The 22,656-nt window shown below is 65.8% G+C and carries 19 protein-coding genes; 13 read left to right on the forward strand and 6 right to left on the reverse strand.

Annotated elements, in window-relative coordinates:
- Nucleotides 1-67: 67 nt before the first annotated feature.
- From LDO41_RS03920 to LDO41_RS03945, 6 genes are all read left to right on the forward strand, one after another.
- The gene (locus LDO41_RS03920) at nt 68-1,669 is read left to right on the forward strand and encodes a cbb3-type cytochrome c oxidase subunit I (protein ID WP_223982102.1); all 1,602 of its coding nucleotides are present in this window, start codon (nt 68-70) and stop codon (nt 1,667-1,669) included.
- A 3-nt stretch (nt 1,670-1,672) separates the two neighbouring features.
- Complete coding sequence (locus LDO41_RS03925) at nt 1,673-2,275, forward strand: cbb3-type cytochrome c oxidase subunit II (RefSeq protein WP_223982104.1); 603 nt, start codon at nt 1,673-1,675, stop codon at nt 2,273-2,275.
- A gap of 14 nt (nt 2,276-2,289) precedes the next feature.
- The gene (locus LDO41_RS03930) at nt 2,290-2,910 is read left to right on the forward strand and encodes a c-type cytochrome (protein ID WP_223982106.1); all 621 of its coding nucleotides are present in this window, start codon (nt 2,290-2,292) and stop codon (nt 2,908-2,910) included.
- 58 nt (nt 2,911-2,968) lie between these two features.
- Entirely contained in the window at nt 2,969-3,580 is a 612-nt protein-coding gene (locus LDO41_RS03935) for an SCO family protein (protein WP_223982109.1), read from the forward strand.
- Between the two features lie 428 nt (nt 3,581-4,008).
- On the forward strand, nt 4,009-4,530 hold the full coding sequence (locus LDO41_RS03940; protein ID WP_223982111.1) for a hypothetical protein: 522 nt from the start codon (nt 4,009-4,011) through the stop codon (nt 4,528-4,530).
- Between the two features lie 127 nt (nt 4,531-4,657).
- Entirely contained in the window at nt 4,658-5,842 is a 1,185-nt protein-coding gene (locus LDO41_RS03945) for an HD-GYP domain-containing protein (protein ID WP_223982115.1), read from the forward strand.
- A 190-nt stretch (nt 5,843-6,032) separates the two neighbouring features.
- Here the strand turns inward: LDO41_RS03945 and purT are convergent, their stop codons facing one another.
- Both purT and LDO41_RS03955 read right to left on the reverse strand, forming a co-directional pair.
- Nucleotides 6,033-7,238, reverse strand: coding sequence for a formate-dependent phosphoribosylglycinamide formyltransferase (gene purT, locus LDO41_RS03950; protein ID WP_223982118.1), 1,206 nt, complete (start codon nt 7,236-7,238; stop codon nt 6,033-6,035).
- Between the two features lie 48 nt (nt 7,239-7,286).
- Nucleotides 7,287-8,198: a LysR family transcriptional regulator gene (locus LDO41_RS03955; protein ID WP_223982121.1), complete on the reverse strand. Its 912-nt coding sequence runs from the start codon at nt 8,196-8,198 to the stop codon at nt 7,287-7,289.
- Between the two features lie 144 nt (nt 8,199-8,342).
- On the opposite strand from LDO41_RS03955, the gene LDO41_RS03960 reads away from it, so the two are divergent.
- From LDO41_RS03960 to LDO41_RS03970, 3 genes are read left to right on the forward strand one after another with little or no spacing between them, the layout of a single operon-like run.
- Nucleotides 8,343-9,320 (forward strand): Bug family tripartite tricarboxylate transporter substrate binding protein, encoded by a 978-nt coding sequence (locus LDO41_RS03960; RefSeq protein ID WP_223982124.1) that lies wholly within the window; start codon nt 8,343-8,345, stop codon nt 9,318-9,320.
- A gap of 54 nt (nt 9,321-9,374) precedes the next feature.
- Complete coding sequence (locus LDO41_RS03965) at nt 9,375-10,745, forward strand: MmgE/PrpD family protein (RefSeq protein ID WP_223982127.1); 1,371 nt, start codon at nt 9,375-9,377, stop codon at nt 10,743-10,745.
- Between the two features lies 1 nt (nt 10,746).
- A complete protein-coding gene (locus LDO41_RS03970; RefSeq protein WP_223982129.1) occupies nt 10,747-11,694 on the forward strand; it encodes a D-2-hydroxyacid dehydrogenase family protein in 948 nt (315 codons plus the stop codon).
- A gap of 250 nt (nt 11,695-11,944) precedes the next feature.
- Here the strand turns inward: LDO41_RS03970 and LDO41_RS03975 are convergent, their stop codons facing one another.
- The 4 genes from LDO41_RS03975 to LDO41_RS03990 form a co-directional block, all read right to left on the reverse strand.
- Nucleotides 11,945-13,645, reverse strand: a complete 1,701-nt coding sequence (locus tag LDO41_RS03975; protein ID WP_223982131.1) for an MBL fold metallo-hydrolase — start codon at nt 13,643-13,645, stop codon at nt 11,945-11,947.
- Nucleotides 13,646-13,783: 138 nt separating this feature from the next.
- On the reverse strand, nt 13,784-16,171 hold the full coding sequence (locus tag LDO41_RS03980; RefSeq protein ID WP_223982133.1) for a DNA polymerase II: 2,388 nt from the start codon (nt 16,169-16,171) through the stop codon (nt 13,784-13,786).
- 3 nt (nt 16,172-16,174) lie between these two features.
- Nucleotides 16,175-16,576, reverse strand: coding sequence for a hypothetical protein (locus LDO41_RS03985; protein WP_377740606.1), 402 nt, complete (start codon nt 16,574-16,576; stop codon nt 16,175-16,177).
- A gap of 78 nt (nt 16,577-16,654) precedes the next feature.
- Nucleotides 16,655-17,638 carry a Bug family tripartite tricarboxylate transporter substrate binding protein gene (locus tag LDO41_RS03990; protein ID WP_223982135.1) on the reverse strand — a complete coding sequence of 328 codons (984 nt, stop codon included), beginning with the start codon at nt 17,636-17,638 and terminating at the stop codon, nt 16,655-16,657.
- Nucleotides 17,639-17,964: 326 nt separating this feature from the next.
- Here LDO41_RS03990 and LDO41_RS03995 point away from each other — a divergent pair, with 326 nt between their 5' ends.
- The 4 genes from LDO41_RS03995 to LDO41_RS04010 all read left to right on the forward strand — a co-directional run bounded on the left by LDO41_RS03995 (nt 17,965) and on the right by LDO41_RS04010 (nt 22,617).
- Complete coding sequence (locus LDO41_RS03995) at nt 17,965-18,267, forward strand: DUF3649 domain-containing protein (protein ID WP_223982137.1); 303 nt, start codon at nt 17,965-17,967, stop codon at nt 18,265-18,267.
- Nucleotides 18,264-19,910, forward strand: coding sequence for a PepSY-associated TM helix domain-containing protein (locus LDO41_RS04000; RefSeq protein ID WP_223982139.1), 1,647 nt, complete (start codon nt 18,264-18,266; stop codon nt 19,908-19,910). The genes LDO41_RS03995 and LDO41_RS04000 overlap by 4 nt, the downstream gene beginning before the upstream one ends.
- Complete coding sequence (locus LDO41_RS04005) at nt 19,907-20,287, forward strand: DUF3325 domain-containing protein (RefSeq protein WP_223982141.1); 381 nt, start codon at nt 19,907-19,909, stop codon at nt 20,285-20,287. The genes LDO41_RS04000 and LDO41_RS04005 overlap by 4 nt, the downstream gene beginning before the upstream one ends.
- 137 nt (nt 20,288-20,424) lie before the next feature.
- Nucleotides 20,425-22,617, forward strand: coding sequence for a TonB-dependent receptor (locus LDO41_RS04010; RefSeq protein WP_223982144.1), 2,193 nt, complete (start codon nt 20,425-20,427; stop codon nt 22,615-22,617).
- Nucleotides 22,618-22,656: the final 39 nt, after the last annotated feature.

Consider the following 22,656-nt stretch of genomic DNA (forward strand, 5'->3'; position numbering starts at 1 on the left):
AGTGTCGGGCGTGACGCCCGGCGGGGAAGCGTCCGTCCCCACGCGCCTGCCCATTCTTGCCACTGCCATGAATACCATCGCCATCCTGCTTTCGGCCTTCCTGCTGTCGGTGTTCGCACTGCTGGCATTTATCTGGGCCATGCAACGCGGCCTGTTCGATACCTCGCCTGATGCTGCGCGCGTGATCTTCGCCGAAGGCGAGACCGGTCACCCCGAGGACCCCTCGGCGCCAAACGGCGGCCACGGCATCGTCGATTCGTCGCGCGATCTCGCCGACCGCTCGTCCGCGCAGGTCGTATTCCTGTTCCTGTGCTGTGCGATGGTCTGGCTGGTCGTCGCCTCCACAGCCGGGCTAACGGCCTCGATCAAGCTGCACGAGCCGGACCTGTTCGCCTCGGTGCCATGGCTGTCGTTTGGCCGCATCCGTACCATCCACCTCAACGCCGTGGCCTACGGCTGGGCGCCAATGGCGGGCCTCGGCATCGCGCTGTTCCTGCTGCCGCGTCTGCTCAAGACGCCGCTGGTGGGCGGGCGCTGGGCCGTGCTTGGTGCGGCGATCTGGAATGCCGCGCTGATCGCCGGCATCGGCAGCATCGGCGCCGGTATCTCGGATGGGCTCGAATGGCTCGAGATTCCCTGGCAGGTCGATATCCTGTTTGTCGCGGGCGGCGCGCTGGTCGGCATTCCGCTCGTGCTCACGCTGGTCAACCGCACGGTGAGCCATCTGTATGTGTCGGTCTGGTACATGGGCTGCGCGCTGTTCTGGTTTCCGGTGCTGTTCCTCGTGGCCAATTTCCCGGGGCTGCATTTCGGCGTGGAGCAGGCCACCATGAACTGGTGGTTTGGCCATAACGTGCTGGGCCTGTTCTACACACCGCTGGCGCTGGCCTCGATCTACTATTGCCTGCCCAAGATCATCGGTCAGCCGATCAAGTCGTACGGTATGTCGCTGCTGGGTTTCTGGGCGCTGGCGTTCTTCTACGGGCAGGTCGGTGGCCACCATCTGGTGGGCGGTCCGGTGCCCGGGTGGCTGGTTACGCTGTCGATCGTGCAGAGCATGATGATGCTGATTCCGGTCATCGCGTTCTCGATCAATATCCACCAGACGCTGCGCGGCAACTTCCGGATGCTGATCGAATCGCCGACGCTGCGCTTCGTGACGTTCGGCAGCATGATGTACACGCTGAGTTCCGCGCAGGGTTCGTTCGAGGCGCTGCGCGCGGTCAACCGCGTCGCGCACTTCACGCACTACACCGTCGCGCATGCGCATCTGGGCCTCTATGCGTTTGTGAGCTTTGCGTTCTTCGGGGCGATCTACTTCATCCTGCCGCGCGTGATCGGCCGCGAGTGGCCGTACCGCTGGATGATCTACTTCCACTTCTGGCTCGCCGCGGGTGGCATCGGCGTGTACTTCGTCGGTCTGTCGATCGGTGGCTGGTACCAGGGGCTGGCCATGCTCGACGCGTCGCGGCCGTTCATGGATTCGGTGACGCTGACCATTCCGTACCTCAAGGCCCGCTCGGTCGGTGGCGCCATGATGCTGGTCAGCCATCTGTTCTTCGCCGCCAATTTCATCAGCGCGATTTTCGGGCTTGGCCCCAATCGCAACCGTCCGGCCCTGTTCCATCAGGGTCGTAATCAGGGCGGCAACCCCGCGCAGGGAGTCTGAACCGTGAATAATGAAAGTGCCCTGCTGGCAGGGGGCATGACCATGCTGGCGCTGGCCACGAGCGCGCTGGTCGTGATTCCGTATCTGCAGCTCAAGGACATCAAGCCGACGGAAGGCGTCAAGCCGTACACGGCCGCGCAACTGCGTGGGCGTGAGGTGTATATCGCCAACGGTTGCATCTATTGCCATTCGCAGCAGCCGCGCGACAGCAGCTTTGCGCCGGATGCCAAGCGTGGCTGGGGGCGGGCTTCCGTGGCTGGTGATTACTACTACGATCACCCGCATTTGCTCGGCACCATGCGCACCGGGCCGGATCTGATGAACATCGGCGTGCGGCAACCGAGTGCGGACTGGCACCTCGGCCACCTGTATCAGCCGCGTGCCTACGTGAGCGGCAGCATCATGCCGAGCTATCCGTTCATGTTCGACGTGAAGGACGCGGCCGAGCCCGGCGACAAGCCGCTGACGTTGCCGCCGGGGTACGCGCCGCCGGGCAAGGTGGTGGTGCCCACCGCGGCCGCGCTGGACCTCGTGGCCTATCTGCAGTCGCTGAACCGGACCGGCGCGGTGTTGCCGGCGCCGGACGGCGGCGCGCCCGCTAAATAGGAGCCGCCATGCAGATGGATGATCGTTCAGAGCGCGCGTCGGAACAGCGGCAGGCCGAGGCCGCGCGGGCGCGGGAGAATGAGGACCCGCATGAGAATCGTGCGCCGATTCCGAAGGCGGTGCTCGGGCTGATTGTGGGCCTGATTGCGTTTGGCGCGATTTATATCGTGATGGCACCGATCAACGTGCCCTCGGGGCTCGGCGACGGGCGCACGATGGCGGATCTGGTCGGCAAGCCCAAGGCCGCGGGCGGCGCGGTGGATGGCGCGGCGGTGTTTCAGAGCCGTTGCGTGGCGTGTCATCAGGCCACGGGGCAGGGGCTGCCGGGCGTGTTTCCGCCATTGGCCGAGTCGGAGTGGGTCAATGGCAAGGACAGCAAGCTGGCGTCGATCGTACTGCGTGGGGTCAATGGCAAGCTGACGGTCAAGGGCACGGCCTACAACGGCGCGATGCCCGCGTTCGCGGATCAGCTCAGCGATGCGGAAGTGGCGGCTGTGTTGACCCATGTCCGCAGCCAGTGGGGCAATACCTCGCCACCGGTCACGGCCGAGACCGTGGCGGCGGCACGGGCCGACACCGCCAGCATGAAGGCGCCGTACGACGGCGACGCGGCGCTCGGCAGCCCTGGTGGCTAGCGGCACGACCACGCTTTTTGGGTCCGGCCCACGCAAGCGCTGGCCGGTAGCAGTATTGATGGCCGCGCTGCTGGCCAGCGCGGCGGGACTCTACGCGCTGACGGACGGCCTGACCGCCTGGACGCTCGACCAGCGGCGCGAGAACCGGATCGCGGCGGGTGCTATGTCGATGCCGGCGCTTGACGTGCGCGACCAGCAGGGGCGTGGCGCGCGCTGGTTCGGTGCGGATGCGCCCGCCAACCAGATCTACCTCGTCGACTTTATTTACACGCGCTGCATGTCGGTGTGCCGCGCGCTCGGCGCCGAGTTCGCGCAATTGCAGGCGCGCATCGCGGCCGACGGCATGTCAGGCCGTATCGGCCTGCGTTCGCTGTCGTTCGATCCGCGCGATGAGGTGGCGGACCTTGCTGGCTACGGCCGCGAGCATCGCGCACGGTTGCCGGACTGGGCGGTGGCGGCCGCCGTCGATCCGGCGGCGCTGCAAGCGCTGCTGCGCAGCGCGGAAATCATCGCGATTCCTGATGGCTTCGGCGGCTTCGAGCACAACGGTGGCCTGCACGTGGTTGACGCCCACGGCCGCATCCTGCGTACGTTCACGCTCGAAGCGTACCAAGACGCCTACGCATTCGCGCGCGCGCAACTGGCGCCCGCGCCGGGCAGGGCGCCGTGATGCAAAGCGACCTGCCCTCCGCGAGTGAACCGTCCGCGGATCTGCCCCCGCCGCCGGGGACAGCTAGCGGGAGCGTGTCGCACGCCGACGGTTTGCTCCCCTCTCCCTCAGGGGGCGGCAGCGGGAGCGTGTCGCACGCCGACGGTTCGCTCCCCTCTCCCTCAGGGGGCGGCAGCGGGAGCGTGTCGCACGCCGACGGTTCGCTCCCCTCTCCATCAGGGAGAGGGGTCGGGGGAGAGGGTGAAAGCAAATTAACCCATTGTTTTCTCCCCTCTCCCTCGGGGAGAGGGGCCGGGGGTGAGGGCAACCACCGCATGAGCCGCCCACGCCGTCATTCGGGCCTATCCCTTCTGTCCTGGCTCGTCGCAGCCAGCCTGCTGGCACTCCCACCCGTGCGCGCCGTGCTCGAAGGCTCCATGGCCTTGCACATGCTCGTACTCTTGCCTGCGGTGTTCGGCCTGGGCGTATGCCTGCCGCAGCTGCTGCCACCCCGCGCACGTGGCCAGCTCGCCGTGGCGTTGCGCCCCTGCGCGCTGGCACTGCTCGTCATCGCCACCGCCGGCTACGGCGCGTGGATGCTCCCCATCTCGCTCGACCTGACCCGCCTCTCCGGCGCGGTGAACCTCGCCAAGTACGCCACCGTGCTGCTGGCCGGGGTGGCGGCCTATGTCGCTTGCCGCGTCAGCCCCTGGCCACTGGTGCTGTTCTTCGGCGGCAACATGGTCTGGATGGGCCTGACCGTCGGCATGCTGTTCCTCGACGCCGAGACCCGCCTGTGCGCGAGCTACCTGATGGGCGACCAGCGCGTGGCCGGCGCCGGCCTCATTGCATGGTCGGTAGCACTGGGCGGCTGGCTGCTGGCCTGGATCGCCCGGCGCGCTAACCATTCCGGACGCGCTAAAGAGTTGCGCGAATCTGCCGTTAATGCGAGCGACGTGGGTTCGCATTAAGTCAGAGAGTCGCGGCAGGCGTGCCGCTCAGGCTCCGCGCGCTCACCAGGGTCGATCAAGGGTGCCATGAGAGCGCCCTATCCGGGATCGCGAAACGATATCGCGCCCATCTCAAAGGGCTAAGTGCATGCTGAGAAGAATCAAGGCGGAGCAGCTGCAGGTCGGAATGTTCGTTGCCAGGCTCGGCGGACCCTGGATCAACCATCCGTTCTGGCGCTCCCGCTTCCTCGTCACGAGCGACGAGCAGGTGGATCAAATTCAGGCGGCCAATGTGCAGGACGTCTGGATCGACATCCTCAAGGGCCGCAATCTGCCGACGCCCGCCACGCCGGATGCGATGGAGGCGGACGTCATGGAAGAACCCGAAAACGGGTTCGAGGACGAGCTCGAGCGCGCGCGGGCGCTGATCAAGTCCGCGCGCGAGCTGGTCGGCCAGATGTTCAGCGATGTCCGCATGGGGCGCGCGCTGGAGAGCCAGGGCGCGCTGCTGCTCGTGGACTCGGCGTCCAATTCGCTGACCCGTCATTCGCAGGCGCTTATCGCGCTCTCGCGGCTGAAGGAGAAGGACGACTACTCGTACCTGCACGCGTTCTCGGTCTGCGTGCTGATGATCGCGGTGGGCCGTACGCTCAAGCTGCCGGATGGCGAGGTGCGCGAGCTGGGCATTGCCGGGCTGATGCATGACATTGGCAAGCTCACGCTGCCGGAGTACATCCTGCAGAAGGCGACCGATCTGACACCGTCGGAAGAGGAGGCCATGCGGCGCCATCCGTCGGCGGGTTACCGGATTCTCAACGAGGCGCGCCTGTACACGAATATTCCGCTCGATGTCTGCGTGCACCATCATGAGCGCGTCGATGGGCGAGGGTATCCGTTCGGCCTGGTCGAGCATGAGATCAGCGTCCACGCGAAGATCGCGGCGATCTGCGACACCTACGATTCGCTGACGTCGGCGCGCCCGGGCCACCAGGCGTGGTCGCCGGCGCGGGCGATGGAATATATCGCGGTGCGGGTGGACACGCTGTTCGATCGGCGCGTGTTCAAGGCGTTTACGCGCACGGTCGGCATTTACCCGATCGGCACGGTATTGCGCCTGCGCTCGAACCGGCTGGCGGTGGTGTGCGGCCAGAATGAAGACGAACCGCTTCGACCGCGCGTGATGGCGTTCTACTCGGTGTCGGAGTCGATGGCACAACCACCGCAGGTCATCGATCTGATGCAGAGCAACGAGACGGTGGTGGCGTTTGAAGATGCCCGGCAGTGGGGCTATTCGGACGAACAGCTGATGGCGATGTACGCCCCGCACGGCTGATTTTGTTTCCCCCTCAGGGCGGGAGCGAAACACGGTTGGCGCATCGCGTGCCGCTGGTTTGCTCCCCTCTCCCTGGGGAGAGGGGTTGGGGGAGAGGGGGACCTAGAAATATCTCTTGTTTTCTCCCCTCTCCCTCAGGGAGAGGGGCCGGGGGAGAGGGTCTCCGACCTTTCAACTAGTCACAAAAGCTTCAGCCAGCCACGCGCGGCTTCACGCGCGATGCGGCATCCTTGGCCCGCGCGCGAGCCAGCTCGACGTCTTCCGCAAACGCCAGCGCCACGCCCATCCGCCGCTTGGTAAAGCTCTCCGGCTTGCCAAACAGTCGCACCTCGGTCTGCGGTACCGTCAGCGCATCCGCCACGCCGTCGAACACCACGCCCTGCGCATCCACGCCGCCATAAATCACCGCGCTCGCGCCCGGGCTCTTTAGCGCCGTGCTCACCGGCAACCCCAGAATCGCCCGTGCATGCAGCTCGAACTCGTTCTGCCACTGCGTGATCATGGTCACCATGCCGGTGTCATGCGGGCGCGGGCTGACCTCGCTGAACCAGACCTGCTCGCCCTTGACGAACAGCTCCACGCCAAACAGGCCCTGACCGCCGAGGTTCGCCGTGACTTCACGCGCAATATGCTGCGCGGTCTGCAAAGCTTTCGGATGCATCGGATGCGGCTGCCAGCTTTCGACGTAATCGCCGCTGACCTGCACGTGCCCGATCGGCTCGCAAAAATGCGTTTCCACGGCGCCGCCAGTACCCACCGCGCGCACGGTCAGCAGCGTGATCTCGTAATCGAAATCGATAAACCCCTCCACGATCACGCGGCCGTGGCTGACGCGGCCACCGGCCATCGCGTAGTCCCACGCGGCCTTGACGCCCTCGGGGCCATCGATCTTGCTCTGGCCCTTGCCCGAGCTGCTCATCACCGGCTTGACCACGCACGGGTAGCCAATACCACCGTCGATCGCGGCCTGCAGTTCGTCGAGCGAATCGCAGAACTTGTAGGGGCTTGTCGGCAGATTCAGCGTTTCCGCTGCCAGACGGCGAATGCCTTCGCGGTCCATGGTCAGGCGCGCCGCACGCGCGGTGGGGATCACACGCACGATGCCAGCGGCTTCCAGCGCTTCGAGCGTCGGGGTGGCAATGGCTTCGATCTCGGGGACCACCAGATCCGGCTTTTCAGCCTCGATCAGCGCGCGCAGCTGGTCGCCATCGGTCATCGCGATCGTGCGCGCATGGTGCGCAACCTGCTGACCCGGCGCATTCTCGTAGCGATCGACGGCGATGGTCTCGACGCCCAGCCGCTGCAGCGCGATCAGCACCTCCTTGCCGAGCTCGCCCGAGCCGAGCAGCATGACTTTGGTGGCCGAGGGGGAGAGGGGGGTTCCGAGCGTGGTCATGGCAGTGTGCGGAGGCAGAAAATAAAACCGGCATTGTAACGCCTGCCTTCAACCTGCCTCACCGCGCCGATTATCGGCGCTGGTCTTCTGCAACATCTCATACAACACCTGCGCCGCTGGCGACAGCGACCGCCCCCGGCGCCGGATCAGCCCGACCGTGCGCGTCACGGTAGGCTCCACCAGCGGCACGCTCTTGAGGTTCGGATGCTTGCCCGGCGGCATCGCCAGCCGCGGCACCGCGGCTACGCCCAGCCCGGCCTCCACCAGGCTCACCAGCGTCGACACGTGCCGCACCTCGCAATACCACTGAGGCCGCACCGGCACGTCGGTCAGCGCCAGATCGAGCAGCAGCCGATTGCCGCTGGCCTTGCCCACCGTCATGTAGTCATGCTGCCCCAGCTCCGCCCACGTGACCTTGCGCTTGCGGGCCAGCGGATGATCGGGCGGGCAGGCCACCACGAACGGCTCCTTGAGCACCGGTTCGAACTCGACATCGGGCTCCTGCGTGCCAATGTAGTTAAGCCCGAAGTCCGCCTCGTTGCGCACGACCATATTGAGCACCTCATTGGCGCCCTCATCGATCAGCCGCACCACGATGCGCGGATAGCGCGCGTGATATTGCCGCAGCACCGACGGCAGAAAATACCGCACCGCCGACGGCACGCACGCCACCGTCACCTCGCCCGTGATCCGTGTGGCCACATCGCGAATCCCCAGCAGCGATTCCTCGAGCCCATTCAGCAGTTCGCGCGCCTTGCGCGAAAACTCGCGGCCCACGGCGGTCATCTCCACCGAGCGCGTGGTGCGGTCGAACAACCGCACCCCCAGCGCGTCCTCGAGCTTCTCGATACGGCGCGATAACGCTGGCTGCGACAGATGCAGTTCAGCCGCGGCAGCGCGAAAGCTGCTGAGTTCGGCCACCGCGACGAATGCGCGCAAATCGGACAGACTGAAATTCATGCAAACCTTGCATCAATCGTGAGAAAAATTGCAATTCACAGTTTATCACCGGGCGGCGATGATACGACCCTACCGGTGCAACAGTGCCGGAGCCATCAAGAAAACAGCGCCCGGTGACGACAGCCGAGGCGCAATGGAGGTGACATGAACCCAACCCGCCGGACCTTGCTCAAGGCCAGCGCGATGCTGCTGGCCGTCCCTGGCTTCGCCGAAGCCCAGGACCCGTTTCCCAACAAGCCCTTGCGCTATGTGGTGCCGGTGTCCGCGGGCGGCGGTTCCGACCTGATCGGCCGGACCGTGGCCGACCGCTGGGGCCGCGCGCTGGGCCAGTCGATGGTGGTGGAGAACCAGGCCGGCGGCGGTGGCGTGATTGCCTGCCAGATGACGGCCAAGGCGACCGCCGACGGCTACACCGTGATGCAGGGCTACGTGGCCACGCACGGCACCAATCCGGCCACCCGCAAGGTGCCGTACGATCCGGTCAAGGACTTCACGCCAATTGGCATGATCGGCGCCACGCCGAACGTGCTGGTGATCGGTGCGAACGTGCCGGCCTCCAATATCGCCGAGTTCATCGATTACGTGCGCAAGCATCCGGGCGCGGTGGCTTACGGCTCGGCCGGCCCCGGCTCGCTGACTCACCTGACGATGGAACTGTTCGCGCAGCAGGTCAAGGTGCAGATGACCCACGCCGCGTATCGCGGCATTGCGCCAGCGTTCAACGACCTGATCGGCGGCCAGACCCAGGCCATGTTCCCGGGGTTGTCGGCCGCGCTGCCGCATATCCGTTCCGGCCGCGTCAAGCCGCTGGCCGTCACCGGCAGCGCGCGCCATCCGCTGCTCAAGGACACCCCGACGCTCGACCAGGCCGGCCTCAAGGGCTTCGACGCGATGCAGTGGTATGGCGTGGTCGGTCCCGCGGGCATGCCGGCGGACATCGTGGCCAAGCTGAACAGCACGCTGAACACCGTGCTCAAGAGCCCGGACCTGGCGGAAAAGCTGTCCTCGGAGGCGCTGCAGCCGCAGCCGATGTCTCCGGACCAGTTCCGCCGCTATATCGCCGACGAAGTGGCGCGCTGGGGCAAGCTCGCGCGCGAACGCGGCATTCATCTGGATACCTGAGCGTTACCAGATACCTGACACCCGATTGATCCCGACTTTTCAAGGAAACGATTTATGGCCCGCAATACCCACGTCGCCGCCGACCACAATGCTCCGCCGGTCACGCGCATTCTCGGCAAGTACGTCGCTACCCATCCTTCGCGTGGCTGGAGCGATGCTGTCGATCACGAAGCCCATCGCACGTTCATGAACTGGCTGGGTTGCGCGGTAGGTGCCGCGCAGCACGAGTCGGCCGTGGCCGCGCTGGCCGCTGTGGCGGAACTGCAGCCAGCGCCGCAGGCCACGGTGCTCGGCCGCGCGGACAAGGTGGATATCGCCAGCGCCGCGCTGGTCAACGGTATCACCTCGCATACGTTCGACTTCGACGACACGCACCTCAAGACCATCATCCACCCGGCCGGACCGGTGGCGTCCGCCGTGCTGGCGCTGGCCGAACATACCGGCGCGAGCGGCCGCGCGGTCATCGACGCGGTGGTGCTGGGCATCGACGTGGCCTGCCGTGTGGGCAACGCGCTGTACCCCGACCACTATGACAAGGGCTGGCACATCACGGGTTCCACGGGCATGCTGGGCGCTGCAGCCGCGTGCTCGCGTCTGCTCGGCCTGGACGAAGAGAAGACCACCATGGCGCTTGGCATCGCGGCCTCGCAACCGGTGGGTCTGCGCGAGCAGTTCGGCACCATGACCAAGCCGTTCCATCCGGGCGGCGCGGCGCGTGCGGGCCTGATGTCGGCGCTGCTGGCCAAGCATGGCTTTACCTCGAGCGCCAAGGCACTGGAAGCGCCGCGCGGCCTGATGCAGGTGATCTCGGCCAAGTCCGACTGGAACGAAATCACCGACGAGCTCGGCACGCGTTTCGAGATCTCGTTCAACACGTACAAGCCGTTTGCCTGCGGCATCGTGATCCATCCGAGCATCGATGCCTGTGTGCAGTTGCGCGAGCAGGGCGTGACGCCCGAGAACGTCGAGCGCATCGAGCTGACCGTACACCCGCTGGTGCTCGAGCTGACCGGCAAGAAGGAGCCGACCGACGGCCTGCTGGCGAAGTTCAGCGTGTACCACGGTTGCGCCGCGGGGTTGATTTTTGGTCGTGCCGCCGAGGAGGAATTCTCGGACCATATCGTCACGCGCGACGATGTGGTGGCACTGCGCCGCAAGGTGGTGGCCACGGCCGACGGCAATGTCGACGAGGCAGCCGCGCTGGTCAAGGCCGTGCTCAAGGATGGCCGCGAGGTCAATGTGCGCGTCGATCATGCGATCGGTTCGCTGCAGCGTCCGATGACCGATGCCAACCTCGATGCCAAGTTCCACGCGCTGGCCGATCCGATCCTTGGCGCGGCACGCGTGCGCGAGCTGATTGGCGCGTGCTGGCAGCTCGGTGACGCGGCCGACGTGCGGTCGCTGACCGCGCTTGCGCGTCCGTAACATGAGCCGCCCAAAAGTTGCTGTACTGGGCGACTACGAGCGCGCGCTCACGCGGCTCGCGGACTGGTCGACGATCGAGGCACGCGCCGACGTCGTCTTCCACCACGAGCCCGTGCGCGGCGAGGCGCTGGCGGCGGTGCTGCGCGAGGCCGAGGTGCTGGTCCTCGTGCGCGACCGCACGCCGCTTGACGCCGCCACGCTTGCGCTGGCCGAACGGTTGAAGTTCGTGGTGTTCACGGGCACGCGCAATACCACGCTCGACCTCGACGCGCTGCAGGCGCGCGGGATTCCGGTGGCCAACACCGAATGGGGCCCGTCGAAGGAGAGCACGTGCGAGATGACGTGGTCGCTGATCCTCGCGGCGGCGCGCCAGCTGGAAACCCAGATGGCCACCATGCGCGACGGCGGCTGGCGTCCCGCGCAAAGTCTGCCGCTGCCGGGCGTGCTGCATGGCGAACGGCTCGGGCTGATCGGCCTTGGTGAGATCGGCAAGCGCGTGGCGCGCGTCGGCAAGGCGCTCGGCATGGACGTCGTGACGTGGAGCCCGCGCATGACCCCCGAACGCGCGGCGGAGGAGGGCGTGACGGCGGTCAGTCTGGAAGCGCTGCTGTCGTCGTCCCGCGTCGTGAGCCTGCATCTGGTGCCGACGGCCACCACCACGCGGCTGATCAATGCTGAACGACTGGCACTGATGCGCGCGGATGCGATTCTGGTCAACACCTCGCGCTCGGCGCTGATCGATATGGCGGCGCTACCGCAGGCACTGGACAAAGGCCGCCCCGGCCTGGCCGCGCTCGATGTCTTCGACGTGGAACCGGTGCCGGCGAACGATCCGTTGCGTCAGCGCCCCGATCTGCTGGTGACGCCGCATATGGGCTTTGTCAGCGAACCGGTCTTCACGACGTTTGCGAAGGGCGTGGTGGGTGCATTGGAGCAGTGGCTGCGTTAGACGCTTACCCTCACCCCCGACCCCTCTCCCGCCGGGAGAGGGGAGCACAACGCCGGTGATTGACTCGCGATCGGCTTTCTCCTCTCTCTCGTTGGGAGAGGGGAGCACAACACGCGTGATTGACTCGCGATCGGTTTTCTCCCCTCTCCCTCAGGGAGAGGGGCCGGGGGAGAGGGTGAAATCAAATCTACCTATTGTTTTCTCCCCTCTCCCTCAGGGAGAGGGGCCGGGGGAGAGGGTCTCCGGCGTGTCAATTGGCCACTGAAGGTTTAGCCAGCCCCCACAACCCTCCATCCTCCACCGCCACCCCATCCACCACCAGCTTGCGCAAATGCGCGAGCAACGACCGCTGCGCGACCGGATGCATCCGCTCGGGCACGTCGTCGTACACGCTCGCCAGCACCGTTGCAATCGCCGCCGGCCCCAGCGTGCGTAACGCGTTGACCACCTTGGCCTCGCGCTGCTGCCGATGCCGGATCAGCAGGCGAATCGCGTCATGCGGCGACGGCATCAGAAAGCCATGCCCCGGCGCAATCCATTCGAGATCCTCGTCGAGGAGCGCGTGCAGGCTCTTCAGGTAGGCATGCATATCGCCATCGGGCGGATTGATGACCACGGTGGAGCCCTGCATCACGTGGTCACCGGTGAACAGCAGCTTCTCCTGCTCGAGCAGATAGCAAAGATGATTCGACGCATGGCCGGGCGTATGAACGACGCGTAGCGTCACGTCGGGCCCGAGCTCGATGCGTTCGCCATGCACCGGCGCACGGTCCGGCGCAAAGGTGGGGTCCTGCCGGTCCTGCACGGCCGTGGTGCGGCCGAGTACCGTAGCACCGGTGGCTTCGCGCAGATGCACGGTGGCGGGGGAATGATCGAGGTGGGTGTGGGTGACCAGAATCCAGCGGATGGGCCCCGGCGCCGCGGCCAGCACGGCATCGACATGCGCGGCATCGTCAGGGCCCGGGTCGAGTACGGCCCAGTCCCCGTTCGCGCCGGCAATCAGATAGGTGTTGGTGCCGGGCCCCGTCATCACGTTGCCGTTGTTGGCCGTCACGCGGATCACGCGATCCGACAGCTGCACGGCCACATCGGGCTCCAGCGCATACCGCGCATGCCCCGCGCCATCGGGATCGATGCGACCGATCTCGGCATAGGGCGCCTCCTCGGGCATCACCGGCCGCACACCCTTCGGCCCATTCGCCAGCCGCGGCATGATCCGCACGATGCTGCGCTGCTCGCGCGCGTAATCGATGCATGCCTGCGCGCTGCGAAAATGCGAGATCGACTGCAGCATCTTGCGCGTGACATTGACGAAGGACATGCCACTCGATGTCTCCAGCGCCTCGGCAGGGCGAATCCATCGATGAGCGACCGCCTCGATGCCATCGTGCGCGGCGGTCTGTCCCGGCGGCAATTGCGCCAGAAAGAACCGCGTATCGAAACGCTTCGGCAACCCGGGCGGCGTGAGCCAGTGGCTCACATACACCAGCCGATCCACCGCGATCCGAAGCTTCAGCGTCTCGCATACATGCGCCAGCCCCTTGCCACCGTAACGCGCCGCATCGCGCAGCATGTCGAGCGTGGCATCCTCGAGCGCATCCACCTTGATCAGCGGCGCGCCGCCCACCGGCGCGCCGGCATGATGTGCAAACAACAGACCTGCTTCCTCGAACGCCTCGCGAATCGCGCACAGGTAATAGTCGAGCCCACCGTCCGTTACCTCGAGCCGCGCGCTGGCCTCCGCATCGTCAAGGCCCACGCATAACGGATGCAGCGAGACGTCCTGCGCGTCCAGCGTGCCACCCGGAAAGACCCACGCGCCGCTGCTGCGATCGTCGCTGCGTTCGGGCCGCTGCATCAGCAATACCTCCATGCCGCGCGGGCCATCGCGCAGCACCAGCACGCTGGCCGCATGGCGCATGGCCTTGGAAGAATCCGGGGAGGATGACATGGAGGAGGGCATGAGGCAGGCGGCTGTGGGTGGCCATCATTCGGCAGGAAGAGCCGCCAGTGTAGCGGTTTGCCTCTCCCGCGCACACCGCAATGCAACATTCAGCGGCGTGGGCGTTCGTTACCGCGCAGTTCGTACTCAGTCGCCAAACAGATCGCGCTGCCCCGTCAGCAGCGTATCGAAGTCGTCGCCAAGGAACGGCAGGATCGCATCGGCAACTGGTTGCAGCTGGCGCGTCACGTAATGCGCATAGTCGATCGGCGCCGGGTTGGCCACCGATTCGCGCGTCTCCAGCGGCTCCGGCCCCGCGACCGTCATCACATAGCGAATCCAGCCGCCATGCTGATACTGCCGCGGTCGCCCCTGGCTCTCGTTGAACGCATCGGCCATGCGCGCCGCGCGTACATGCGGCGGCACATTGCGCTGATATTCATCGAGCTGGCGCCGCAGTCGCTTGCGAAAGACCAGCTGATCGTCGAGCTCGCCCGCCAGCGTGCGTCGTACGATGTCGCGCACATAGTCCTGATACGGCTCGCGATCGAAGATGCGCTGATACAGCGTCTGCTGGAACTGCTGCGCCAGCGGCGACCAGTCGGTACGTACCGTCTCCAGCCCCTTGAACACGACCTCGGCGGTGCCATCGGCGCGCAAGACCTGCCCGGCATAGCGCTTCTTGCTGCCGAGTTCGGTGCCGCGAATGGTCGGCATCAGGAAACGGCGGAAATGGGTCTCGAACTGCAGCTCCAGCGCGCTGGCAATGCCGAACGTGCGCTGCAGATGATCGCGCCACCACTGGTTGACGTGCGCCACCAGTGCGCGGCCGATCGTCGCGGCCTCGGCTTCATCACGCGCGCGCCGTAACCACACGAACGTCGAATCGGTATCGCCATAGATCACGTCATAGCCCTGCGCCTCGATCAACGCGCGCGTCTGCCGCATGATCTCGTGCCCGCGCAGCGTGATCGACGACGCCAGCCGCGCATCGAAGAAGCGGCAGCCGGTGGACCCCAGCACGCCGTAGAACGCGTTCATGATGATCTTGAGCGCCTGCGACAACGGCTTGTTGCCATCGCGCTTGGCCGCCTCGCGCCCCTGCCACACGCGCTCGACGATCGCCGGCAGGCAATGCGTCGTGCGCGAGAAGAACGCACCCCGATAGCCAGGTACCGCGGTGGCGGGATCGGGTGCGGCCATGCCCTCGACCAGCCCGATCGGATCGATCAGGAAGGTGCGGATGATGGATGGATACAGGCTCTTGTAGTCGAGCACGAGTACCGATTCATAGAGCCCCGGGCGCGAATCCATGACAAAGCCGCCCGGACTGGCCTCGGGCTCCCGCGCGCCGAGATTCGGCGCCACGAACCCCTGCCGATGCATCAGCGGCATATACAGATGCGTGAACGCCGCCACCGAACCACCGCTGCGATCGGCGGGCAGGCCGGTGACGCTCGCGCGTTCGAGCAGGAACGACAGCAACTCGGTCTTGGCGAAGATGCGCGTAACCAGCACGCAGTCCTGCAGGTTGTAGCGCGCCAGCGCGGGCTTGTCTTCCGCGAACATGCGATCGATCTCGTCCATGCGATCGTACGGCGTGCCGATGGCCTTGCCTTCGCCCAGCAACGTCTGCGCGACGGCCTCGAGCGCGAACGACGGAAAACTCCACGTGGCCGAGCGCAGTGCCTCGATGCCATCGATGATCAGCCGGCCCGCGGCGGCGGCAAAGTAATGCTGCTCGCGATTGCCGTGCTCGCGCCATTCCATCTCCGCGCCGCCGCGGCCCAGACGCAGCGGCACCTGCAGTTTGCGTGAATGCTCCTGCAACACGCGCAGGTCGAACTGCACGAGGTTCCAGCCGATGATCGCGTCGGGATCGTGGCGCGCGATCCATTGATTCAGCGCTTCGAGCAGCGCCGCGCGCGAGTCGCAGTAGTCGAGCGTGAAATCGGCATGCGCGTCCGGCGTGCCGTTCGGTGGCCCGAGCACGTACACCTGCCGCTGCCCGCAACCCTCGAGCGCGATCGAATACAGCTCGCCAAACGCGGTGGTCTCGATATCGAGCGATACCAGCCGCAGCGAAGGCCGATAGTCGGCGGAAGGTTTGAGTTGCGCGTCGCGCAGCACGCCATCGCCATCATCGCGGCCATCGAACCAGACCGGCGCGGTGATGAAGCGCTCCATCAGATAGCGCTCGGGCGGGCGGACATCGGCCTCGTACACATCGACACCGGCCTGCTGCAGGCGCTTCTCGAGCTTGATCAGCTGGCGATGCTGCGTGCAATACAGCCCCAGCACCGGCTGCCGCTCGAAATCGCGCAATGCCAGCGGCCGTAGCTCCACACCGCGCTCGTCGCGCAATACCGGTTCGGCCAGCGCGCGCTGCGCCTCGGGAACAAATGCGGTGGAAGTCTGGCTGGGCAGGCGCACCAGGCGTGGCCCATCGTCGGTGGCCAGCCAGATATCGACTTCGGTGCCTGCCGCGGTATCGCGCCAGTGCCGGGTCAGAATAAAACCCTGCTGAACAGCCAAGCGTCAGCGCGGTGCGTCGACCAGCAGTGCCGCCGACAGCTTGCGAATGCGGCGGTCGACAAAGTAGCCACCGCCTTCGACGTAACGCAGGAAGTGCCGGTTGCACGTGGTGCAGGCCCAGACGTCGCAGCGGTTGGACGGATAGTAGCGCGGCGCGATCGGTGCCTCGGGCGACCAGAATTGCGTGCGCTCGGGATGATATTCGTCGAACGTGGGCTCGTCGTCGGACTCGCGCAGCGTGCCGATTTCGGTCAGTTGCGCTTCGGGGTACGACACGGGCTGGCTTTCCCACGCAGCGGAGAGCGACTTCACGCATCCGCAATCGGTGGTCACGGCATCGGACGCGCGCGCGAGCGCGAGCAGGGCGGGGTAATCGATCAAGGCGGCGATCAAGGCGGCGAGCAAGGCGGATTATGGTGTAGGGGGCTGCCGGGGGCCGAGCCCCCGGCGTCATTCAACCGGCAAACACCGAGAGGATACCTCTCAATCCACCGTCGCGCCCGACGCTTTGACGGCGGCGCCCCACTTGGTGATATCGGTGGCGATGAACTGCTGGAACTGCTGCGGCTTCATGACCATCGGCTCCACGCCAAGGCCGGCCAACTGGGCCTTGACCTCGGGCGAGGCCAGAATGGCCTGGACTTCGGTGTTCATGCGGTCCGTGATCGCCTGCGGCAGTCCGGCCGGGCCGAGCAGGCCGTACCACGGCTGCGCATCGAAACCCTTGATGCCGCTCTCGGCCAGCGTGGGCACATCGGGCAGCGCCTGCGAGCGTTGCGCGCCGGTGACGGCCAGCACCTTGAGGTTGCCCGACTTGACCTGCTGCATGATCGGCAGCGGATTCTCGAACGCCAGCGGTACCTGGCCACCCACGAGGTCGTTCAGCAGCGGACCCGATCCCTTATAGGGGATGTGCTGGATCTTGGTCTTGGCGGCCACGTTGAACATCTCGCCGATGATGTGCTGCGGCGTGCCGGAGCCGGCCGAACCGAACGAGAGCTTGCCGTCCTTGCCCTTGGCGATGATGTCGTTGAGCGAGGTCAGGCCTGACTTGGCGTTGACGGCCACGACGAAGCTGGTGCGCGCGAGCGGCGACACCGCCGTGAAGTCGGCCTCCGGACGGTAGTTGAGCTTGGGATAGAGCGCGCCGGCAATCACGATCGGGCCACTGGCCGCGAGCAGAAACGTGTAGCCGTCCGGCTTGGACTTGCCGACGTACGCGGTGCCGATATTGCCGCCGGCACCGGCACGATTCTCGACCACCACCGGCTGACCCAGTTTTTCGCCAAGGCGCGACGACAGCAGGCGGGCCAGTATGTCGGTGGTGCCCCCCGGGGCGTACGGCGAAACCAGCACGATCGGCTTGTTGGGCCAGGCTTCCTGCGCCTGAACTGCCGGCGAGGCGACGAGCGTGGCGGCGGCGAGCGCCAGCAGCGCGAACGCGCCGCGTTGAATCATGACTTTCATTACTGCGTCTCCGTATCGATCTGCTTACCTGCTGACCGTTGTTTTATGTAGAGGTGAGGCCACGCCATTCTACGCGCAGTCACTGGCGTGGCAACCACACCAGTGCGTTGACGGCGCCGTTGGCAACCGGTCACCTCGATCGCACGGGTTTCACGCGGCAATCTGCGACCAATTGTCTCGAACGCGCGGGTTTAGTTGGCTTTTTTGCTACATGTCTGCAAATGTCTGCCCTAAAGCCCCTGATTGATCCAAGACAAACTAACGACAATGCAGTTGCGAACTATTATCATAAGCGTTTGCAACAGAAGCATAGGTAATCGTCCAGCATGACCCAGGCCATCACGGTCCGCTATCGCCTTGCGGTAGCGTCTCGCGCGCTGGCCGCCATCTTCGGCGGCTATGGGCTGGCGGCATTGTCCGCCGGCTGTTTCTCTTTGGTGCTCGTCCGCTGGACCGACATGCCACGCTCGGAAGCGGTGGTGACGGCCACGTTGCTCTCGTTCGTCTGGTATGTGCTCGCCGTTATCTGGGTGTTTGCCACGCGTTCGGCCTGGCGTGCCTGGATCGGCCTCGCCATTCCCAGCGCCGTTCTCGCGCTGGGCTGGTTCGCGATGCGGGGGGCGGCATGACCGATCTTTCCAAACGGCTGGGCCTGCGCCAATCGATGTCGTGGCTGCACACGTGGTCGGGCCTGCTCGTCTGCTGGGTGCTGTTCCTCGTCTATGTGTCCGGAACCACGAGCTATTTCAAGGAAGAGATCACGGTCTGGATGAAACCGGACTGGCACGCGCAGCTCGCCACACCGGTGCCGGTGGAGCAGGCCGCCACCAACGCGGTGGCCTACCTGCAGAAGCATGCGCCGGATGCCGAGCGCTGGTTTATCCAGCTGCCCACCGAGCGCCGCCCGATCGTTACCATGTTCTGGCCGCGCAAGGCGGTAGAAGGCGAGAAGGCCAGGACCGGCCGCGCCCGTCTGGAAACGCGCAACCTCGATCCCGCCACCGGCGAACCGGTCGCCGGCGCACGCGAGACGCGCGGCGGCGAGTTCCTGTATCGCCTCCATTTCGACCTGCACTACATGCCCGTGCAATGGGCGCGATGGATCGTCGGCGTCTGCACGATGTTCATGCTCGTGGCGATCATCAGCGGCATCATCACGCACCGTCGCATCTTCGCGGACTTCTTTACGTTCCGCGCGCGCAAGGGGCAGCGTTCGTGGCTCGACGGCCATAACGTGGTCGCGGTGCTGGCGTTGCCGTTCCACCTGATGATCACGTACACCGGCATCGTCACGCTGCTGTTCATGTACATGCCGTTTGGCGTGCAGGCGGTCTACGACACCAGGAATGGTGGTGACAAGACTTTCTTCGCCGATCTCGGTTTCCGCGAGCGGCAGGTCAAGGCCTCGGGCGAAGCGGTGCCGCTGGCGCCGATCGGCCCGATGGTGCGCGCGGCGATGGCGCATTGGAATGGCACGCAGCCTGCGCGTATCTCGATCGAGCGACCCAACGATGCCAACGCCAAGGTCGCGCTACTGCGCGATGCGGGCCAGAGCATGAATTCGCAGGCGCCGACGGTCGTGTTCGATGGCACTACCGGCAAGCAGGTCGGCGTGCTCAACGATACGCAACCGCCCGCCAATGCCACGCGTGGTGTGATGGTCGGCCTGCATATCGCGAACTTCGCACCGCTGGCGATGCGCTGGCTGTTCTTCGCCTCGGGCCTGGCCGGCTGTCTGATGGTGGCTACCGGCGCGCTGCTGTGGGCCGTCAAGACGCGTCAGCATCATGCGAAACGTTTGGCCCAGACCGGCCGCACGCCGTTTGGCCTGCGTCTGGTGGAGGCGCTGAATATCGGCGCGATCGCGGGCGTGCCGCTCGCGATGGCCGCGTATTTCTGGGCCAATCGTCTGCTGCCGGCCGAGCTTGCCGAGCGCCCCGAGATGGAGATCCGCGTGTTCTTTGCCACGTGGGCGGTAGTGGCACTGATCGGTCAGGTGCGGCCGACGCGTGGCACGTGGCGTGTGCTGCTGTGGGTGAGCGCGGCGCTGTTCGCCTTGTTGCCGGTGCTCGATGCGCTGACCACGAACGCCGCGCTCGATCGGCTGCCGCTGACCGTGATCGCCTTCGATATCGTGGTGTTCCTGCTGGGTCTTGGCTTCGGTACTGCCGCGTGGCTGGTGGGCCGGAAGCGCGCGCCCGCCAGGCAAGCGGCCGCCAGGAAGACCGCGCCACGCGCGGCCTCGAGCGAGATGGCGGGAGACCTGCGATGACTGCCGCGCACCTCGCCTCCGGCATCGCCGGACTCGGCTTTGCCCTCGGTGGCTTTGCATGGCTCGGTCTCACGATCGGCCGCCATCACGCGGATATCCACGGCCGTGGCGCGGAGCCTCCGCGCGATCAGGTCGTGCGTCTGCGACTGCAGGGTTATCTCGCGCTCGCGCTGGCACTGGTGGCCTGCGTGATGGCGCAGGGCTGGGCCCTCGGTTTCGTTTACTGGATCGGCGTCCTGTCGGTCTGCGCATGGGTGGCCGTTGCCACGTTCTCCTGCGCGCCGCGTGTGATGGGTCGTATCGCGCTTGGCGCGGTCGGCATCGCGGCGCTGGCGAGCATTGGCGCCCTCGGTGCCGGGATCCTCATGCGTTCGTAATTCCATGAAGCGCCGCCGGCACTCTTCTGCCAGCGCGGCGCCAGCCCCAACCACGAATGGCTTCCTTCGCAGCCTTGCGATGGGGAATCGTTCGGCCAATTTCAAATTAAACAAGAGAAGTCCAAGGGAGTATCACCGTGTCATTTGCTCATCAATCACGCCCGGTAACGCGTCTGCATCTGCGTTGCCTGGTTGCCGCGCTGGCTGCCGCCGGCGCGCTTCCCACGCTGGCTTTCGCGCAGGAAGCCGCACCACCGGCCCAATCCGCTACCACGACGCTGCCGGCCGTAACCGTGCGCGGTGAAGTCGGTCCCGAACAGGTGCCGCCTCCGTATGCCGGTGGCCAGGTCGCACGCGGTGCGCGCATTGGTGTCCTGGGCAATCAGGATTTCATGGATGTGCCGTTCAGCGTCACGTCCTATACGGCCGAGCAGATGCAGAACCAGCAGGCCCGCACCGTGGGCCAGGTACTGGCCGACGATCCGGCGGTCCGCGTGAGCTCGGGCTTTGGCAATTTCTCGGAAACGTTCGTCGTGCGTGGCTTCACGCTGACCTCCGATGACATCGCCTATAACGGCCTCTACGGCATCGCTCCGCGCCAGCTAGCATCGACCGAAGGTCTCGAGCGCGTGGAAGTGTTCCGCGGCGCCAACGCGTTCCTGACCGGAGTGTCGCCGGGCGGCAGCACGGTGGGCGGCTCGATCAATCTGGTGCCGAAGTACGCCACCGTGGATCCCGTGACGCAAGGCACGATCGACTACACGAGCGATGGCCAGGCCGGCGCTCATATCGACGTGGGCCGTCGTTTCGGCGACAAGAAGCAGTTCGGTGTGCGCGTCAACGCGATGGCACGCGGCGGCGATACCGCCATCGACCAGGAAAGCCGCCAGCAGCGCCTGTTCACGCTCGGCCTGGACTACCAGGGCGACAAGTTCCGCGTGAACGCGGACTTCGGCTATCAGAAGCAGCGCATTTACCAGGGCCGCAGCACGGTTTCGCTGGCTGGCACGGCAACGGCACTGCCGCAGGTGCCTTCCGCCACCACGAACTTTGCCCAGCCGTGGACCAATTCCTCGCTGGAAGACATCTACGGCACGATTCGCGCCGAGTACGACATCGTCAAGAACTGGACCGCCTATGCCGCGTTCGGCGCGCACCATACCGACGAATTCGGTAGCTACAGCGGCGCGACGGTCGGCAACAATGGCTTTGGCACCGCGACCCGCCTGACCGTGCCGTTCGAGCAGGACACCTACACCGGCGAAGTCGGTGTGCGCGGCAAGTTCGTGACCGGTCCGGTCAGCCATGCGGTGAACGTGAGCTGGTCCGGCCTTCAGCAGCGCAAGGGCACGGCGTTCGAATTCTCGCCGAGCTTCGCGACCAACCTCTATAACGCGCCGACGGTCGCATACCCGGCCGCGCCCGCCACGGGCAATATGTCCGATCCGTTCACGACGCAGCGGGTCAACCTCAACGGCGTCTCGGTGTCCGATACGCTTGGCTTCCTGAACGACCGCATTCTGTTGACGGCCGGTGTGCGTCAGCAGGTGATCAACATTCGTGGTTACGCGACGGCAACCGGCGCGCTGACCACGACGTACGGTGAATCGGCCACCTCGCCGATGTTCGGCCTCGTGGTCAAGCCGCTGCAGAACCTGTCGGTGTACTACAACTACATCCAGGGCCTCGCGCAGGGTCCGACCGCCGGCAACACCGTGGTCAATCGTGGTGAAGTGTTCCCGCCGGCCAAGTCGAAGCAACATGAAGCGGGCGTGAAGTACGACGCCGGCAAGATCGGCACCACGCTGGCGTTCTTCCAGATCGAGCAACCGATCGGCACCACGCAGACGGCCACCAACACGTTCGGCCTGCAAGACCTGCGTAATCGTGGCGTGGAGTGGAGCGTCTTCGGCGAGCCGTTGCGCGGCCTGCGGCTGCTGGGTGGTGTGTCGTATATCGACTCGCAGTATCAGAACACCGGCAATCCGGCGACCGAAGGCAAGAAGGGCGTAGGCGTGCCGAACTACTCGGCGACGGTGAGCGGGGAATACGACCTGCCGTTCCTGCAGGGCTCCACCGTGACGGGCCGGTTCATCCAGACGGGTCGCCAGTACGCGAACACGACGAACTCGATCGCGCTGCCGTCGTGGAACCGCTTCGACCTTGGTGCGCGTTACACCTTCAAGGCGTCGCAGGTCCGTTACACGGTGCGCGCGCTGGTCGAGAACGTCGCCAACAAGGACTACTGGGCAGGTGTTTCCACCTCGGCCAGCACGCTGTATATCGGCAATCCGCGTACCTTCAAGGTAGCGATGACGGTCGACTACTGATCAGCAGCCACGATGTAAAAACGCCCGGCGCTGCCGGGC

Origin of the sequence: Cupriavidus pampae (assembly GCF_914271485.1) — a bacterium.
Classification (GTDB): Bacteria; Pseudomonadota; Gammaproteobacteria; order Burkholderiales; family Burkholderiaceae; genus Cupriavidus; species Cupriavidus pampae.

Coding starts and splice junctions, on each gene's coding strand:
- LDO41_RS04000 (WP_223982139.1), top strand. CDS start 18,264: ATGACCGATCTTTCCAAACGGCTGGGCCTGCGCCAATCGATGTCGTGG.
- LDO41_RS03960 (WP_223982124.1), top strand. CDS start 8,343: ATGAACCCAACCCGCCGGACCTTGCTCAAGGCCAGCGCGATGCTGCTG.
- purT (WP_223982118.1), bottom strand. CDS start 7,238: ATGACCACGCTCGGAACCCCCCTCTCCCCCTCGGCCACCAAAGTCATG.
- LDO41_RS03930 (WP_223982106.1), top strand. CDS start 2,290: ATGGATGATCGTTCAGAGCGCGCGTCGGAACAGCGGCAGGCCGAGGCC.
- LDO41_RS03945 (WP_223982115.1), top strand. CDS start 4,658: ATGCTGAGAAGAATCAAGGCGGAGCAGCTGCAGGTCGGAATGTTCGTT.
- LDO41_RS03955 (WP_223982121.1), bottom strand. CDS start 8,198: ATGAATTTCAGTCTGTCCGATTTGCGCGCATTCGTCGCGGTGGCCGAA.
- LDO41_RS03965 (WP_223982127.1), top strand. CDS start 9,375: ATGGCCCGCAATACCCACGTCGCCGCCGACCACAATGCTCCGCCGGTC.
- LDO41_RS03970 (WP_223982129.1), top strand. CDS start 10,747: ATGAGCCGCCCAAAAGTTGCTGTACTGGGCGACTACGAGCGCGCGCTC.
- LDO41_RS03935 (WP_223982109.1), top strand. CDS start 2,969: ATGGCCGCGCTGCTGGCCAGCGCGGCGGGACTCTACGCGCTGACGGAC.
- LDO41_RS03940 (WP_223982111.1), top strand. CDS start 4,009: ATGCTCGTACTCTTGCCTGCGGTGTTCGGCCTGGGCGTATGCCTGCCG.
- LDO41_RS03975 (WP_223982131.1), bottom strand. CDS start 13,645: ATGTCATCCTCCCCGGATTCTTCCAAGGCCATGCGCCATGCGGCCAGC.
- LDO41_RS04005 (WP_223982141.1), top strand. CDS start 19,907: ATGACTGCCGCGCACCTCGCCTCCGGCATCGCCGGACTCGGCTTTGCC.
- LDO41_RS03995 (WP_223982137.1), top strand. CDS start 17,965: ATGACCCAGGCCATCACGGTCCGCTATCGCCTTGCGGTAGCGTCTCGC.
- LDO41_RS03920 (WP_223982102.1), top strand. CDS start 68: ATGAATACCATCGCCATCCTGCTTTCGGCCTTCCTGCTGTCGGTGTTC.
- LDO41_RS03990 (WP_223982135.1), bottom strand. CDS start 17,638: ATGAAAGTCATGATTCAACGCGGCGCGTTCGCGCTGCTGGCGCTCGCC.